Source organism: Marinobacter sp., from assembly GCF_035268745.1.
In the GTDB taxonomy this organism is placed as follows: Bacteria; Pseudomonadota; Gammaproteobacteria; order Pseudomonadales; family Oleiphilaceae; genus Marinobacter.
This window is the reverse complement of record NZ_DATFKH010000031.1, coordinates 1-15,633: the sequence shown is the minus strand read 5'-3', so window position 1 is coordinate 15,633 and position 15,633 is coordinate 1. Positions and strand designations below refer to the sequence as shown.

The 15,633-nt window shown below is 56.5% G+C and carries 16 protein-coding genes, 1 rRNA gene and 1 other RNA gene; 3 read left to right on the top strand and 15 right to left on the bottom strand.

Features of this window, described 5'->3' with window-relative positions; translation table 11 throughout:
* Positions 1 to 127: 127 nt before the first annotated feature.
* Positions 128 to 489, bottom strand: an RNA gene (gene rnpB / locus VJ956_RS02010) — RNase P RNA component class A.
* 80 nt (positions 490 to 569) lie between these two features.
* Entirely contained in the window at positions 570 to 1,436 is an 867-nt protein-coding gene (rsmI, locus tag VJ956_RS02005; RefSeq protein ID WP_414674360.1) for a 16S rRNA (cytidine(1402)-2'-O)-methyltransferase, read from the bottom strand.
* Between the two features lie 145 nt (positions 1,437 to 1,581).
* On the opposite strand from rsmI, the gene VJ956_RS02000 reads away from it, so the two are divergent.
* The 3 genes from VJ956_RS02000 (at position 1,582) to VJ956_RS01990 (ending at position 4,509) form a co-directional block, all read left to right on the top strand.
* Positions 1,582 to 3,462: a penicillin-binding protein activator gene (locus VJ956_RS02000; protein WP_324081067.1), complete on the top strand. Its 1,881-nt coding sequence runs from the start codon at positions 1,582 to 1,584 to the stop codon at positions 3,460 to 3,462.
* A 14-nt stretch (positions 3,463 to 3,476) separates the two neighbouring features.
* Positions 3,477 to 3,851 carry a YraN family protein gene (locus VJ956_RS01995; protein ID WP_324081065.1) on the top strand — a complete coding sequence of 125 codons (375 nt, stop codon included), beginning with the start codon at positions 3,477 to 3,479 and terminating at the stop codon, positions 3,849 to 3,851.
* 67 nt (positions 3,852 to 3,918) lie between these two features.
* Positions 3,919 to 4,509: an SIS domain-containing protein gene (locus VJ956_RS01990; protein WP_324081063.1), complete on the top strand. Its 591-nt coding sequence runs from the start codon at positions 3,919 to 3,921 to the stop codon at positions 4,507 to 4,509.
* A 78-nt stretch (positions 4,510 to 4,587) separates the two neighbouring features.
* Here the strand turns inward: VJ956_RS01990 and VJ956_RS01985 are convergent, their stop codons facing one another.
* The 13 genes from VJ956_RS01985 to rrf form a co-directional block, all read right to left on the bottom strand.
* Complete coding sequence (locus VJ956_RS01985; protein ID WP_324081176.1) at positions 4,588 to 5,007, bottom strand: ClpXP protease specificity-enhancing factor; 420 nt, start codon at positions 5,005 to 5,007, stop codon at positions 4,588 to 4,590.
* Positions 5,008 to 5,061: 54 nt separating this feature from the next.
* On the bottom strand, positions 5,062 to 5,691 hold the full coding sequence (locus VJ956_RS01980; RefSeq protein ID WP_324081061.1) for a glutathione S-transferase N-terminal domain-containing protein: 630 nt from the start codon (positions 5,689 to 5,691) through the stop codon (positions 5,062 to 5,064).
* A 107-nt stretch (positions 5,692 to 5,798) separates the two neighbouring features.
* Complete coding sequence (locus VJ956_RS01975) at positions 5,799 to 6,554, bottom strand: cytochrome c1 (RefSeq protein WP_324081059.1); 756 nt, start codon at positions 6,552 to 6,554, stop codon at positions 5,799 to 5,801.
* Entirely contained in the window at positions 6,554 to 7,786 is a 1,233-nt protein-coding gene (locus VJ956_RS01970; RefSeq protein WP_324081057.1) for a cytochrome bc complex cytochrome b subunit, read from the bottom strand. The genes VJ956_RS01975 and VJ956_RS01970 overlap by 1 nt, the downstream gene beginning before the upstream one ends.
* Positions 7,786 to 8,382, bottom strand: coding sequence for a ubiquinol-cytochrome c reductase iron-sulfur subunit (petA, locus tag VJ956_RS01965; protein ID WP_324081055.1), 597 nt, complete (start codon positions 8,380 to 8,382; stop codon positions 7,786 to 7,788). The genes VJ956_RS01970 and petA overlap by 1 nt, the downstream gene beginning before the upstream one ends.
* A gap of 241 nt (positions 8,383 to 8,623) precedes the next feature.
* On the bottom strand, positions 8,624 to 9,016 hold the full coding sequence (gene rpsI, locus VJ956_RS01960; protein WP_114613350.1) for a 30S ribosomal protein S9: 393 nt from the start codon (positions 9,014 to 9,016) through the stop codon (positions 8,624 to 8,626).
* 12 nt (positions 9,017 to 9,028) lie between these two features.
* Positions 9,029 to 9,457, bottom strand: coding sequence for a 50S ribosomal protein L13 (rplM, locus tag VJ956_RS01955; protein WP_324081051.1), 429 nt, complete (start codon positions 9,455 to 9,457; stop codon positions 9,029 to 9,031).
* 240 nt (positions 9,458 to 9,697) lie between these two features.
* Positions 9,698 to 10,486, bottom strand: coding sequence for a TatD family hydrolase (locus tag VJ956_RS01950; RefSeq protein WP_324081049.1), 789 nt, complete (start codon positions 10,484 to 10,486; stop codon positions 9,698 to 9,700).
* A gap of 16 nt (positions 10,487 to 10,502) precedes the next feature.
* On the bottom strand, positions 10,503 to 12,083 hold the full coding sequence (prfC, locus tag VJ956_RS01945) for a peptide chain release factor 3 (protein ID WP_324081047.1): 1,581 nt from the start codon (positions 12,081 to 12,083) through the stop codon (positions 10,503 to 10,505).
* Positions 12,084 to 12,194: 111 nt separating this feature from the next.
* Positions 12,195 to 12,683, bottom strand: coding sequence for a ribosomal protein S18-alanine N-acetyltransferase (gene rimI, locus VJ956_RS01940; protein ID WP_324081045.1), 489 nt, complete (start codon positions 12,681 to 12,683; stop codon positions 12,195 to 12,197).
* A gap of 6 nt (positions 12,684 to 12,689) precedes the next feature.
* Complete coding sequence (locus VJ956_RS01935) at positions 12,690 to 13,508, bottom strand: hypothetical protein (RefSeq protein ID WP_324081043.1); 819 nt, start codon at positions 13,506 to 13,508, stop codon at positions 12,690 to 12,692.
* Positions 13,508 to 15,058 carry a 2-isopropylmalate synthase gene (locus tag VJ956_RS01930; protein WP_324081041.1) on the bottom strand — a complete coding sequence of 517 codons (1,551 nt, stop codon included), beginning with the start codon at positions 15,056 to 15,058 and terminating at the stop codon, positions 13,508 to 13,510. The genes VJ956_RS01935 and VJ956_RS01930 overlap by 1 nt, the downstream gene beginning before the upstream one ends.
* 436 nt (positions 15,059 to 15,494) lie before the next feature.
* Positions 15,495 to 15,610: ribosomal RNA gene (rrf, locus tag VJ956_RS01925) — 5S ribosomal RNA — on the bottom strand.
* Positions 15,611 to 15,633 lie beyond the last annotated feature (23 nt).

Genomic DNA, 15,633 nt, shown 5'->3' with positions numbered 1-15,633 from the left:
ATATGTGACAAGAAAAACCGAAAAATCAAATACCTGCAGATAACTTTGCACATAACAAGTGAGGAACAAGATTATTTGGTTATAAAAAACTGCTTTTGATAGACGTGAAGTGTATAGCGAGGGTAGAAAAATGAGCTCGCCGATAAGCCGGGTTCTGTCTTGGACAGTCATTCATCTAGGGTCTGCGTTGCCACAGACCTCAAGCGACCTACCCGAATCCAGCGCGGGCCGCGCCATTGGATTCCTATTTGGTCTTGCTCCAGGTGGGGTTTACCATCGCCGTGAACTGTTACCAGTCACGCGGTGCGCTCTTACCGCACCGTTTCACCCTTACCGGTGCCCGCGAACGTGTCACGGCCACTTAGGCGGTCTGCTTTCTGCTGCACTTTCCGTCGGCTCACGCCGCCCAGGCGTTACCTGGCACCTTGCCCTGTGGAGCCCGGACTTTCCTCCCCCGGTAAAACCGACGGCGACTGTCTGGCGAGCTCGGGCGTGACAATACGCCAGAGCGCAGTCCCAGGCAAGGGAAACCGTCATCGCGTCTGCCGGATAAAGAGCCAGGACCAGCATCAGGCATCCTTTAAAGCAAGCGCCCTTTGATAAAGTTCATTCTTGGCCTTGCCGGTGATTTCAGAAACCAGTTTCGCGGCCTTCTTTACGGGCAATTCCATCAAAAGCAGTTTCAGTAGCCGGTCAGCTTCTTCCATTGCCGTATCGGCCGCTTCTTTCTGTGCCCCGTGGATCATGATAACGAATTCTCCGCGACTGCCATGGGGATCGTCCCGAAGCGTCTGTAGAACATCCGCTGCCGCACCCGCGTAAAATGTCTCAAAGCTTTTGGTCAACTCCCGGGCAATCACGATTTCCCGGCCAGGCCCCATCGTTGCCACGATATCCGCGACCGCATCGAGAATACGATGGGGTGATTCATAGCAAACCACCGTTGGCACTACTTCAGCAAGCCGCTCCAGCTTTGCCGCCCGGGCGCCCTTTTTGGCTGGCAGAAATCCCTCAAAGGCAAACCGGTCGGTCGGAAGTCCGGCCGCACAGAGCGCAGCAATAATGGCACAGGGCCCCGGCACCGGTGAAACCCTCAGTCCCCGTTCACGGGCAGCGCGTACCAGGATGAATCCCGGATCAGAGATCAACGGGGTGCCTGCGTCTGAAATCAGCGCAACGTCGCTGCCTTCCTCCAGTCGGTCAAGCACCTTCACCACACGGTCCCGCTCGTTATGATCATGCAGGGCCAGCATTGGGGTATCGACTGACATCGCCTGCAGGAGACGCCCACTATGGCGGGTATCCTCCGCTGCCACCAGCGAGACGGCTTTGAGCACGGCGACGGCCCTGGGGGAAAGATCCTCAAGGTGACCGATGGGTGTGGCAACAATATAAAGCGTACCACCGGCTTCAGATTTTGCAGATTCAGAACTCACAATTGCCTCGTAATCAATGGGCTTATGACATCGACGTCATGTGAAACAGCTCGGGAACTGGTAAACTTGCCCGGTGTCTTTTGGCATGATGCAGCCGATACCGCGGCACAACAAGCGTATTTATCCGAGTCTTTGCGAGCCATCCATGACCAGATTCAGTTTCAACTTCCGAACCTCAGCCGCTTTGATGGCCGTTATTCTGTTGCTATCCGGTTGTGCCAGCGTCAACCTGAATTCGTTCAGCGCTCCGAACGCCCGGGAGGCCCTGAGCGCGGCTGAAAGCGAATCCGATCGCGGCCTTGCCCACAATTACCTGTTACAGGAAGCCGACCGGTTTCTGGCAGGCCGGCAGGCCGAAGACGCCAGAACCATTCTTCAGAGCAACCAGCTTTCCAGCCTCAGTGCCGCCAACGCCAATCGGCAGCGCCTGCTTGCCATGGAGGCTGCGATTGCACTTGAGGACGCCGACTGGGCACAGCAGATTGCATCCGGGCTCAACCCGGAAGACCTGCTCGACTACGACAGAAACGAACTGGGCCGCGCGGGCAACCTCCAGGCCGAGCTTTACCAACTGGCAGACCGGCCGTTAATGGCTGCCATGACCCTGGTTCTGCTGGCGGAGTCCGATACCACAGCGGATGTGCAGTCGTTACACAACCGCATCTGGGAAAACCTGAAGAACACGCCTGACCGCACCCTGGCCAGCGCGACCGCAAGGTCCATCGGATACGAATCCCAGGGCTGGCTGGAACTGGCAAGCGTGCTGCGAGATAGCGGTCTGACCATTGAACAGCAGGGGCGCGCGATACGTCGCTGGCAGAACAACTGGCCGGGCCATCCCGGCGCCGATATTCTGCCTGATGACCTGCGCCTGATTGCCAGTCTGGCCGACAACCGACCTGAAAAAATCGCCATGGCACTACCCCTGGGAGGAGCATTGGCCAGCGCTGGCGCGGCTATCCGGGACGGATTCTTTGCTGCCTATCTGGAGGACGAAGCCAACGACCGCTCAAAGGTCAGTATCCGGGTGATCGATACTTCCGACCGCCCTTTTGCCGAAATCTACCAGGAACTGGTGGACGAGGAGTACGATCTGATTGTCGGCCCCCTGGAAAAAGAAGCCCTGGCCACCCTCGCCAGGATGGACAGTCTGCCGGTATCCGTTCTGGGTCTGAACTACCTGCCGGACGGCATCCAGGCCCCGGGCGGACTCTATCAGTATGGCCTGTCTGCAGAAGATGAGGCTCGACAGATCGCCGAGCGCATGATCGCCAACGACGTGGAACAGATCCTGGCTCTTATACCCATGGGCAACTGGGGCGACCGCCTGGAACAGGCTCTGCTGGAGCGGCTGAATGAACTGGGCGGAATTGCCCTGGACATTGAGCGCTACTTTCGCGAGGACAACCTCAGGGCCGTCACTGCCGACTTGCTGGGCGTCACTGTTTCCAGAAACCGCGCCATTGACGTTGAGCGCACCGCGGGAATCGATGTCGAGTTCGAGCCCAGGCGGCGTCAGGATGCCGACGGTATCCTGATGGTTGCGGAGCCAACTATTGCGCGGCAGTTCAAACCGCTTTTTGCCTTCTATTTCGGGGGTGACCTGCCGGTGTTTTCTCCCTCCATGATTTATGAAGGCAGTCCTGACCCCTCCCGTGACCGCGATCTGAACGGCGTCACCTTCACCGACACGCCCTGGATTCTCGACACCGACAACGAGTTCCGGGAAACCGTCCGCAGCGCCATGCCGGAGCTGAGAGGCCAGCTTGGACGCCTGTTTGCTATGGGCGCCGATGCCTGGACGCTCAGCACCCGGCTGTCCCTGCTCCGGTTTATGGACGGTGCCTATGTCGATGGTCAGACCGGCACACTCACCATGGACGATACCGGCAGCGTTCACCGTGAGCAGCTCTGGGCCCGGTTTGAAAACGGTGTACCTGATCTGCTGCCGTCCCAGCCCAGGTCCGGAAAAGAAGCGGAACAACCGTCCAGTGCTGAGCAGCTTCTGGAGAGCGTCGGACGGTAACCAGGCACTGCACTATGGAAGATAACAGGCCCACCCGAAAAGCCCTGGGTAACCAGGCTGAAGGCGTTGCTGCCCGGTACTTGGCCAGGCAGGGCGTTCAGGTACTGGAAAGGAATGTTTATAACCGGGGCGGTGAAATTGACCTGATCGGCCGGGACCACGACACCCTGGTATTTTTCGAGGTGCGCTATCGGGGCACTGGCAGTCTTGCCGGAGCCGCAGAATCCATTACGTCCGGCAAGCGGAAACGTCTGCTCAATGCGGTAAAATTCTATCTGCATCGCCACCGGCTGTGGGAGGCTGACTGCCGTATTGACGTGGTGGCAATTGCACCGGGTGAGAGCAAACAATATCGGATACAATGGATTAAAAATGCAATCCAGGCCTAGTGTCCCGTCTGGCTCCCGAAGGGCGCGACGCAGTAGGTCAACGAATTAGCCAGACGGGACACTTGCTATGAGTAACTCTGACCAGCATATCAACCAATGCTTCGCCAGCCATATGGAGCATGTTGCCCATGCCGCCAGCTCAACCGCCCGGAATATAGACAGAGCCGCCGATGCCCTTGTAAACACCTTGCTGGCGGATGGAAAAATACTGACCTGTGCCAATGGCAATGCCAATATACTGACGCAGTATTTCTGCACCGCCCTGCTTAACCGTTTTGATCAGGACAGACCAGCGTTGCCCGCGATAAATCTTGGCGCTGACGCCACAACCTACTCCGCGATCTGTCGGGACAACCGGTTTAACGATACTTTCTCGCGGCAGGTCAGAGCCATCGGCAAGCCTTCCGACCTTCTTCTTGTGGTTGTCGACGACGGCCACAAGGCAAATCTCATACAGGCAATACAGGTTGCCCACGACCGGGAAATGACGGTGGTGGTCCTGAGCGCAAAAGAGAAAACCGACATAACATCGCTATTACATCCGGAGGACCACGAGATCTCTCTGGACAATCTTTCTCCCGCCAACGCAACACCCATCTTTCTGGTGATCATCAACGCACTTTGCTCGCTGATCGACGACAAGATTTTTGGCAGCTGATAAAAAAGCCAGCGACCTTGTCAGTCAGTCACTGACTTTTCGGTCACTGGCTTTTAATATCCGGGGGGATTCAGGGGGTTATCTGACAACCTTCAGGGTCGGCTTGCCGGATGGCCGATCGCCACTGCCGCCATCACCCTTACCGGGTTCTTTTCCTTCGGGGCCGGACCCGTCCGGATCCGGAGAGCCAGGTTCGCTGCCAAACACCATGCCCTCACCGTTTTCCTTGGCATAAATTGCCATTACCGCCTGGAGGGGAATGAAAACCTGCATGGGGACACCACCGAACCGGGCACTGAACTCCAGCGCACCGTTGCCAACCACCAGACCACGCACGGCTCCGGGACTGACATTCAGCACAATCTGGCCGTTGGCCACATGTTCTGTGGGTACCTGCACACCCTGAACGCCTGCATCGACCACAATGTAGGGGGTGCAGTCGTTATCAAGAATCCATTCGTTAAAGGCCCGCACAAGGTAAGGACGACTGGATGTCATGGTAATCTTGCTATCAGGCACTGCCTTTCTCCCGAACCCCTTTCAGGCTCCGTTTCAGTTGCGAATGTCTTCTTCCAGGTCAGACAGGCTGGCTTTGAACCCCTCACGAGCAAACATGCTTTCCATGTACTTGAGCAGAGGTCTACCCTGCTTGTCGTTAAGTTCAATGCCCAGTGCAGGCAACCGCCACAGAATGGGAGCAATACAACAGTCCACGATGGTGAACTCTTCAGAAAGAAAGTACGGCATCTCGCCAAACAGCGGCGCCGTTGCCAGCAGACTCTCGCGAAGCTCTTTTCTCGCCACTTCCGAAGCCTTGGTACCCGGCTGGGCCAGAATCTGGTCAACCAGCCCGCACCAGTCTTTCTGGATACGGTGAATCATCAGCCGGCTGTTAGCCCGCGCTACCGGATAAACCGGCAGTAGCGGAGGATGGGGAAAACGCTCGTCAAGATATTCCATCATGATATTGGGTTCATAAAGAACAAGATCACGATCGACCAGGGTCGGCAGAGCATTGTATGGATTGAGGTCGGCGAGTTCCCCGGGCGGGTTGTCGGGATCAACATTGACAACATCAACGGTGACACCTTTTTCTGCCAGTACAATGCGGACTCTGTGGCTGTAATGACTGGCCGGGTCCGAAAAAAACGTCATTGATGACCGTTTGGTCACAACGCCCATAGAACTACCTCACGAATTGGCTAACCGAATTGTCCTGAAAAACGCAAAAGTCCAGCAGGCTGATAGCACCCGCTGGACTCCAGATTTTCTGCAGTATACCTGAAAACTCAGTGGACGTCCTTCCAGTACTCACGATTGAGCAGGTAAGCGAAGATAAAGAAGATCGCGACAAAGATCAGGACAAACATCCCCAGTCTGTGACGCTCCAGCTTCACCGGATCGCCCATGTATGACATGAAGTTGGTCAGGTCGTACATTGCACTGTTGAATTCCTGAGGCGTCATCGAGCCTTCAGATGCCCACTCGGAACAGACACCTCCGTTGCGGACATCACCACTGAGAGGGTCAACACTGGCATCCGTGCCAATCTCCGGCTCTACGGCACACAGGCCCTGCAAGTCTGCCAGCACATGGGGCATGCCCACGTTTTCGAAGACAACATTATTGACACCGAGGGGTCGGGAATCGTCCTTGTAGAAACCACGAAGATAGGAATAGACCCAGTCCTCACCACGCAGGCGGGTTTCCAGGGTCAGGTCCGGTGGCGGCGCACCAAACCAGTCAGCAGCCATATCCTTGTCCATGGAGATTTTCATCAGCTCACCGATTTTGGCGCCGGTGAAAATCAGGTTTTCCTCGTAGAGCTCCTGAGGGATGCCGAGGTCTTCGGACACACGCTTGTAACGCGCATACTCCATTGAGTGGCAACCCATGCAATAGTTTGTGAACAGCGCCGCACCGCGCTGGAGAGAAACCTTGTCTGCGTGATCAGGCTCCATGGTGTCCAGCGGAACGGAGCCCGCTGCTGCCAGCGTCAGGGCTGGCAGGATTGAGATGAAAAGACCAATAATCAGCTTTTTCATTATCCTGTCACCCTCTCTGGCACTGGCTTTGTTTTTTCCATGCGTGTGTAGAACGGCATGAGTATGAAAAAGGCAAAGTAAAGCGTTGTCAGAATCTGCGCAACGGTTGTACGGCCCTCTGTTGCCGGGACGATGCCCAGATATCCCAGGATGATAAAGCTCACCACAAAGATTGCCAGGGCGCTCCTGCTCAGCCAACCCTTGTAACGCATGGAGCGAACCGGGCTTTTATCCAGCCAGGGGACAACAAACAGTATCGCAATGGCACCACCCATGACCACGACGCCCCAGAACTTGGCGTCCAGGCCGAAGAGGTCAACTGTGACCGCCCGCAGCATCGCGTAGAACGGCGTGAAGTACCACACTGGTGCGATATGATCCGGCGTTTTGAGAGGGTTTGCCGGCTCGAAGTTCGGCTTTTCAAGGAACAGTCCTCCCATCTCCGGGAAGAAGAACACTACGATGAAGAAGATAAAGAAGAATACGCCAACCCCCATCAGGTCGTGCACGGTGTAATAGGGGTGGAATGGAATGCCGTCTTTGGGCACACCGTTTTCGTCCTTGTTCTTCTTGATATCGATACCGTCAGGGTTATTGGAACCCACTTCGTGCAGCGCAAGAATATGCAATACAACCAGACCGAGAAGAACGATCGGCAATGCTACGACATGCAAGGCAAAGAAGCGGTTCAGGGTGATACCGGAGATCAGGTAGTCACCGCGGATCCACAGTGACAGATCTTCACCGATCACCGGAATGGCACCGAACAGGTTAATGATAACCTGAGCACCCCAATAGGACATCTGCCCCCACGGCAGCAGGTAACCCATGAAGGCTTCTGCCATCAGCACCAGATAGATCAGCATGCCGAAGATCCAGATCAGTTCGCGGGGTTTTTGGTACGAGCCATACATCAAGCCGCGGAACATGTGGAGGTACACCACCACGAAAAACGCAGAGGCGCCGGTGGAATGCAGGTAACGCAGCAGCCAGCCCCACTGAACATCACGCATGATGTATTCCACCGACGCAAAGGCTCCCTCGCCAGACGGATTGTAGCTCATGGTCAGCCAGATACCCGTGATCAGCTGGTTGACCAGCACCAGCATGGCCAGCGAACCGAAGAAATACCACACGTTGAAGTTTTTGGGCGCGTAGTATTTGCCCAGATGCTTGTTCCAGGCATCGACAACTGGCAGGCGCTCATCGACCCAGTTAAGTAGCTTGTTCATTACGCAGCCCCCTCAGGATCCAGACCGACAGTCAAAGTATTGTCGTCGTCAAAGCGGTAGGGAGGCACCTCGAGATTCGTTGGTGCCGGCATACTCGGAAAGACACGGCCAGCGAGATCAAATCTTGAACCATGGCAAGCACAGTAAAACCCGCCAAGCCAGTTCTCGCCCAGATCAGCAGGGGCCACCTCGGGCCGGAAGGTCGGCGAGCAACCGAGATGCGTACAGATGCCGACAATCACAGCATACTCTTCCTTGATGGAACGCAGGGCGCCGTCAATGTAGGCAGGCTGCGACGCCTCCTCGGAAAGAGGATCCTTTACCCGATCACTCAACTCCCGGATGTTCTCGATCATTTCGTCGGTGCGACGGATGACCCACACCGGTTTGCCGCGCCACTCAACAACCATCTGCTGGCCCGGCTCAAGCTTACTTATGTTGACGGTGACCGGCGCACCCGCTGCTTCCGCTTTAGCACTGGGATTCCAGGATGCCACGAAAGGAACGGCTGCGCCGACGACGCCGACACCACCCACCACAGACGTAGCACCGATCAAGAACCGGCGCCTGCCTTGGCTAACGTCGCCATTATTCATTATGGTTTTCTCCCATCAGGCGATGTGCAGCTTGATTCGCTCAAAACTGCATATCGAAAAGGCCTTCACACCCAAGATTATAAGCGCTTAGATGGTAATGAAATTACCCTGCCCTTACAAGTCACAAAGGTTCAAGACTGGCCGACAAACTGTCGAAAAACCTCCGGCAAACCCGGTATCCAGACAACAAAAAACCCGGCACACAGCCGGGCTTTCAATCCATCCCAGGTTTCCAGCAACCTTAACGCTTGGAGAACTGCGGACGCTTGCGTGCCTTGCGAAGCCCGACTTTCTTACGCTCAACCTTGCGGGCGTCACGGGTCACGTAACCCTCCTTGCGCAAAGCAGGACGCAGAGTCTCGTCGTAATCCATCAGGGCGCGGGTCAGGCCGTGACGGATTGCACCCGCCTGGCCACTGCTGCCACCACCTTTAACGGTGATATTGATATCAAACCGATCAGTGGAGTCGGCAACCACGAGGGGCTGACGAACGATCATGCGCAACGTGTCGCGACCAAAAAACTGGTCAATGGATCGACCGTTGATAGAGATGTTACCGCTTCCCGGCTTGATAAAGACTCGAGCCGTGGATGTTTTGCGGCGACCAGTACCGTAATTTTGTGCTACAGACATATCCGCCTTCCGTTAAATGTCGAGTTCTTTGGGCTGCTGGGCTGCGTGAGGATGCTCAGCGCCGGCAAAAATTTTCAGCTTCTTGAACATGGCGCGACCAAGCGGGCCATTCGGAAGCATGCCTTTGACAGACTTCTGTATGATCTGCTCAGGAGCCTTGTCGATCAGCTTCTCGAAGTTGATGGATTTGATTCCACCCGGGAAGCCGGTGTGACTGTAGTACATCTTGGCCGATGCCTTTTTGCCGGTAACCCGCACTTTGCTGGCATTGATAACCACAATGTAATCGCCAGTATCGACATGGGGGGTATACTCAGGCTTATGCTTGCCCCGCAGACGACGGGCGATTTCTGTTGACAGACGACCCAGCGTCTTGCCGGCTGCGTCTACAACGTACCAGTCACGTGTTACTGTTTCTGGTTTCGCACTCAGAGTCTTCATTGATTCCGCCTTGAACGCTATATAAGAAACGTTAAAAACCACCAGCGGTGATGCCTTGCATCCGCAGGAGGTTTCTTACCTGTATGTGTGCGGCATTGAAGTCATTCGGGGCTGAGATAACATCATTGCCTTGAAAAGCCAGGGCGCGAAGTATATCCGAACAATATCAGAAAACCAACCCCATGCCGCGGTGTTTCGAAATTCACCTATCGGTGTTCAGCGCCAGGCTCGACCCCCGCGTTAACGCTCCGACGGGGCTGCTTCCTCCCAGCCATAAAACCGCTGTACATTGCATAGCAAGGCACGCCCGAGTTGATCGATATCGGCTCCGCGCACCTCTGCGAGCGCAGCCAGGATGCGAGTCAGATATACCGGAGAATTCTCACCCGGCTGAATACCCTGAGGTGACATATCCGGGGCATCGGTCTCCAGGATTAACGAATCCACCGGCAGCCGCGCCAGGGTGTCCCGGGTTTTCTTCGCCCGCTCCTGCGTCACCAGCCCGCCAACGCCAATAAAACAGCCAAGATCCACCAGTTTACAGGCCTGCTGATAACTTCCGGCAAAACCGTGAACCAGTACCCTGCCGGAAAATCTTTTGCGCTTGAGCGCTTCGGCAACTTCGTCGTGGGTTCTGACGGAATGAACCACCAGGGGCAGATGGTTACGAGCGGCAATTTCTATCTGGGCCTCGAACCAGGGTGTCTGGTCCGCGAGACTGCCATGAAGCCGGTCAAGCCCGCACTCACCAAGCGCGACGCAATGATCAGGACGGTTCTGGAAAGCCTGTTCCAGTGCGGTGAGATCGCTCTGGGCATGCCCGTCAACATACCAGGGATGTATGCCAAGGCAGTAGTAAAGCCCCTCATACTCGGATGCGACGCGGCTCACGCGGTCCCAGTCGTCCCGGCGAACACCGGGAATCACCAGATGCGACAGCCCCAGTCTTCGGGCTTCCTCAAGAACCGACTCTCTCCGATGGTCAAAGCAGGGAAAGTCAAAATGGCAGTGTGCATCAATAAACCGCATGCCGCCCTCCGGGCAATCAGTGCTCTCGGGTTTTATGGAACCGGATATCGGGATACCGTTCCTGGGCCAACTGCAGGTTTACCATGGTCGGAGCAATGTATGCCAGTCGGTCGCTGCCGTCCAGGGCCAGATTATCGTTGGCCTTGCGCTCGAACTCGTCCAGTTTACGCTCGTTATCGCTGGTAACCCAGCGGGCCGTCGCCACGTTGATGGGCTCATACATGGCATCGACCTTGTATTCGCTTTTCAGGCGACTGACCACCACATCAAACTGCAGAACGCCAACAGCCCCGACAATCAGGTCATTGCTTGCAAGCGGGCGGAATACCTGGACCGCGCCCTCTTCCGCCAACTGGATCAGGCCTTTCTGCAGTTGTTTGGCTTTCAGCGGATCCTTGAGTCGAATGCGACGGAACAGTTCAGGTGCAAAGTTCGGAATGCCCTTGAACTTCATGTCTTCACCCGCCGTGAACGTGTCGCCCAGTTGAATGGTGCCGTGATTATGCAGGCCGATAATATCGCCGGCATAGGCATCACCTGCAGCCTCCCGGTCGCCTGCCATAAAGGTCAGCGCATCAGAGAACCGCACTTCCTTGGCAATGCGCACATGACGGGCCTTCATACCCTGAGTGTACTTCCCGGAAACGATGCGTAAGAAGGCCACGCGATCACGGTGCTGGGGGTCCATATTTGCCTGAATCTTGAAAACAAAACCGGAAAAGCCTTCTTCTGCAGGCTCCACCAGGCGCTTATCCGTCTCCCGTGGCTGAGGCGTGGGCGCCCATTCCACCAGGCCGTCAAGCATGTGATCCACACCGAAGTTGCCAAGCGCGGTGCCGAAAAACACCGGGGTCAACTCACCGGCGAGGAAGGCTTGCTGATCAAAATCGTGGGATGCACCTTTCACCAGCTCGATCTCGTCACGGAGCTCGGAAGCCCAGGTTCCGATGACGTCTTCAAGCTCCGGGTTATTCAGCCCCCTGATGACGCGCTCCTGCTGAATGGTGTGGCCCTGACCCGATTGGTACAGAACAATTTCATCCCGCATCAGGTGATACACCCCTTTGAAATTCTTGCCATTTCCGATGGGCCAGGTGATCGGCGCACAGGCAATGTTCAGAACGTCCTCAACCTCGTCCATCAACTCGACCGGGTCACGGGTATCGCGGTCCAGTTTGTTCATGAAAGTAATGATCGGTGTATCCCGAAGCCGGGTGACTTCCATCAGTTTGATGGTTCTTTCCTCAACACCTTTGGCGCTGTCAATAACCATCAGACACGAATCAACGGCCGTCAGTGTGCGATAGGTATCCTCGGAAAAATCTTCGTGGCCCGGGGTGTCGAGCAGATTTACCAGTCGCCCACCATACGGAAACTGCATGACTGAGGTAGTCACCGAAATACCGCGTTCTTTTTCCATGTCCATCCAGTCAGACTTGGCATGCTGACCGGACTTTTTCCCCTTGACCGTACCTGCCTTCTGAAGCGCCTGACCAAACAGCAGAACCTTTTCGGTAATGGTGGTCTTGCCGGCATCAGGGTGAGAGATGATGGCAAACGTCCGACGGTTATCGACTTGGCTGGAAAAACTGGTCATAAGTGGCAAGAACCCGACTGGAGCATAGTGTGAAAAAACACGCCATTATAAAGATATTGGCGCACTGACGCGAACCGGTGCCGCTCCGGGATCAGCCTGCATGCGACCCGTTCAAACACCGCAACCGGCAAGCTGCAGGGACAGTACCCGCGCATCTTCGCGCCCGGAAGAGGAGGGATAGTATCCGGGACGGAGGCCAATCTCGACAAAACCCTCTGCCAGATAAAGACCGGTGGCCGAACAGTTACTGACCCGGACCTCAAGAAGTATCCGGGTCATCCCGTCCCTGGCGGCTTCACCCACCAGATGCCGCAGCAGATGGCGCGCCAGTCCCGACCGACGACAGCCAGTGGCTACACAGAGATTCAACAGATGAGCCTCATCCGCCATATAAGCGACTACTGCGTAACCGGCAAGACCAGTCGAGATCTGAATTCCCCAGAGCCGGTAATCCGGCCGGAAACAATCCCGGAACACGCCCTCGGTCCACGGAAAAGAATAACCTCTGCGCTCGATCTCCAGTACCTCGGGCAAATCTTCGCCCCTGAGTGCACGCACACGGCGGTTCAGGGATTCGACCGCGCGGTAAGAAGCAGACACGACCGACTAGGCCTGATAACGGGATTTGAGCGCAGCCCACAGTTCCCGCTTATGGTGAGGTGTTGAAGACAGTTCTGCCAGCGGGTACGGGAAATCCACACCAACCCGCTCCAGAACCGGCCTCAGACAATGCTGTCTTCGTTCTTCCTGTTCGCCGCATAGTACACCCAGCAGAATGATCGATTGAGCCTGGTACGAAGACAGTAACCGCGACAGGACTTCCCGCAAATCATCCGGTGAATTGCCCGGTATGTCTGGATTCCGGAACACCGGCCAGTTCAGCGTCTGGCGGTCTCCGACGTCAGCCTGGCGCAGGGCACTGAGCAGATTTCTCGCCAGCGAATCCTGCAGGCGCTCGCCGGCCTCATCCGACCACTGGCTTATCAGCAAATAACTTTCGCTGGGCCAGATACCGAGATGCGCGGCAATGGTGTCTTGCATAGCTGACTCGCCGACAGAGTCCGGCACCTCCGCCACAGGTTCCGCCCGGGGTTCCGCAATCGGGGGCGGAGCCTCGGGTACCGCCGCAGGGTCAGGTCTGGCAGGCAATGGCACTTCTGGTTTTCTGACCTCCGCAGTTGGGGCCATGAGTGCCTGAAGATCGACCGTTCGATGAACCCCGGAGCCACTGTCTTCTTTCGGCCGCGATTGCTCTGGCAGGCCAGCTCCGGCATCACCACTGGCGGCGGGTTGCTGCCACGCTGTATCGTCTAGAGACTGATACTCGGGGCTGGGAGCCGCCCCGGGCAAAGGACGCCTGGCGTACCACATCCGGATACCCGCGGTGTTCAGATAGAATTGCCGGTGAGTTTCCGAGCCGGTCATTACACGTCAGCACCTTGCGGATGCCGGCGCTCAGCGCCACGGCTGATCAGATTCAGGGCTTCAATGTAAGCCTTGGCCGAGGCAATGATGATATCGGTATCAGCCCCGATACCGTTGACGATCCGCCCGCCGCGTTCAAGGCGGACCGTGACCTCGCCCTGGGCGTCAGTGCCGCTGGTAATGTTGTTTACCGAGTACAGCTGCAGGTTGCAACCGGAGTCGACAAGCGACTCGATGGCCTTGAAGGTTGCATCCACCGGACCGCTGCCTTCACCCTCCACCTTGTGTTCCTCACCATCCATCGTAAGGGTCAGAAGCGCGCGGGGTACAACACCGGTTTCCGAACAGACCTGCATGCAGACAAGCCCGAAGCGACCTTCTTCTTCTTTCTGCCGGGTATCACTGGCAATCGCCTGCAGGTCCTCGTCAAAGATTTCATGCTTGAGGTCGGCCATGGCCTTGAAACGGGTAAAGGCCTCATTGAGCTCGGTATCTGTATCGAACTGAATACCCAGTTCCAGCAGCCTGGAGCGGAAGGCGTTACGGCCCGAGTGCTTGCCCAGAACCAGACTATTGGTGTGCCAGCCAACATCCTGAGCCCGCATGATTTCATAGGTTTCGCGATGCTTCAGCACCCCGTCCTGATGAATGCCGGACTCATGGGCGAACGCGTTGGCGCCGACGATCGCTTTGTTGGGCTGGACCGGGAACCCGGTAATTGTGGATACCAGACGGGAAGCGGGGACAATATGCCGGGTGTCAATGCGGGTATCGATGGTATACAGATCCTGGCGGGTGCGAACCGCCATCACGATCTCTTCCAATGCAGCATTACCGGCGCGCTCACCCAGGCCATTGATGGTACATTCCACCTGGCGCGCACCGTGGCTGACAGCGGCGAGCGAATTGGCCACAGCAAGACCGAGATCGTTGTGGCAGTGCACCGAAAAGACGGCCTTATCCGCATTCGGAATGCGGTTCAGAAGCTGTCTGATGGTCTCACCAAACTGTTCCGGAATCGCATACCCGACGGTATCCGGAATATTGATGGTACTGGCTCCGGCATCTATCGCCGCCTCGATAACCCGGCACAGAAAATCCAGCTCCGAGCGGCCAGCGTCTTCGCAGGAAAACTCCACGTCGTCGACGTGACTGCGGGCACGTTTGATTGAACGGACCGCCTGTTCAACGACTTCATCAGGCTGCATCTGCAGCTTGTGCTTCATGTGAATGGGCGATGTCGCTATAAAGGTATGGATGCGTGACCGGGCTGCCGGCCTGACCGCCTCGGCCGCACGGTCAATATCCTTGTCCATGGCGCGGGCAAGACTGCATACAGTGGAGTCTTTGATATTTTCGGCGATAGACTTCACTGCCTCGAAGTCACCCTGGCTGGCAATCGCAAAGCCGGCCTCAATTACATCAACGCGGAGCTTTTCCAGAATACGGGCGATACGGAGTTTTTCGCCCTTGGTCATGGTTGCGCCGGGGCTCTGTTCGCCGTCACGAAGGGTGGTATCGAAGATGATAAGGTGGTCGGTTGAGGGCATGGGTGCTCCGGGAGTAAATTGTTGAGCTTATGGCAAACAGTATATCAGGTAGTGGGAAGATAGCCCTGGTGTGCTTGGCAGTGCAACACTGACCGAATAAAGGCATTGGCCCCGGCCGGCGCTGCGCGCCGGGATGACCTACTTTGCTCGCGCTGTCGCGCTCGGCCCTTCGGGCCCGCCGTCGCTGCGCTCCCGCGTCCTGCGGCGTGCGTGGCACGCCTTGTCACAGGGGGTCTTGGAGTTGCCTGCTGCCGGCAGCGCTTCGCACTGCAACGATAACCCGGAGCGGACCCGGGACGGTCCGCTCGTCCTTCCCTGAGCGAGCCGTGCTCGCTCTGCCTGCGGCACCGGGGCGGACACTCCCGTAGGTCATCTCTTTTCTGGTGCAAAACAAAAAAGCCCCAACATCACAGATGCTGGGGCTTGTTTATTAGGAGCCTGACGATGACCTACTCTCACATGGGCAGAAGCCACACTACCATCGGCGCTGGTCTGTTTCACGGCTGAGTTCGGGATGGGATCAGGTGGTTCCAGACCGCTATGGTCGTCAGGCAAAACGGTTGATCACTGGGGGA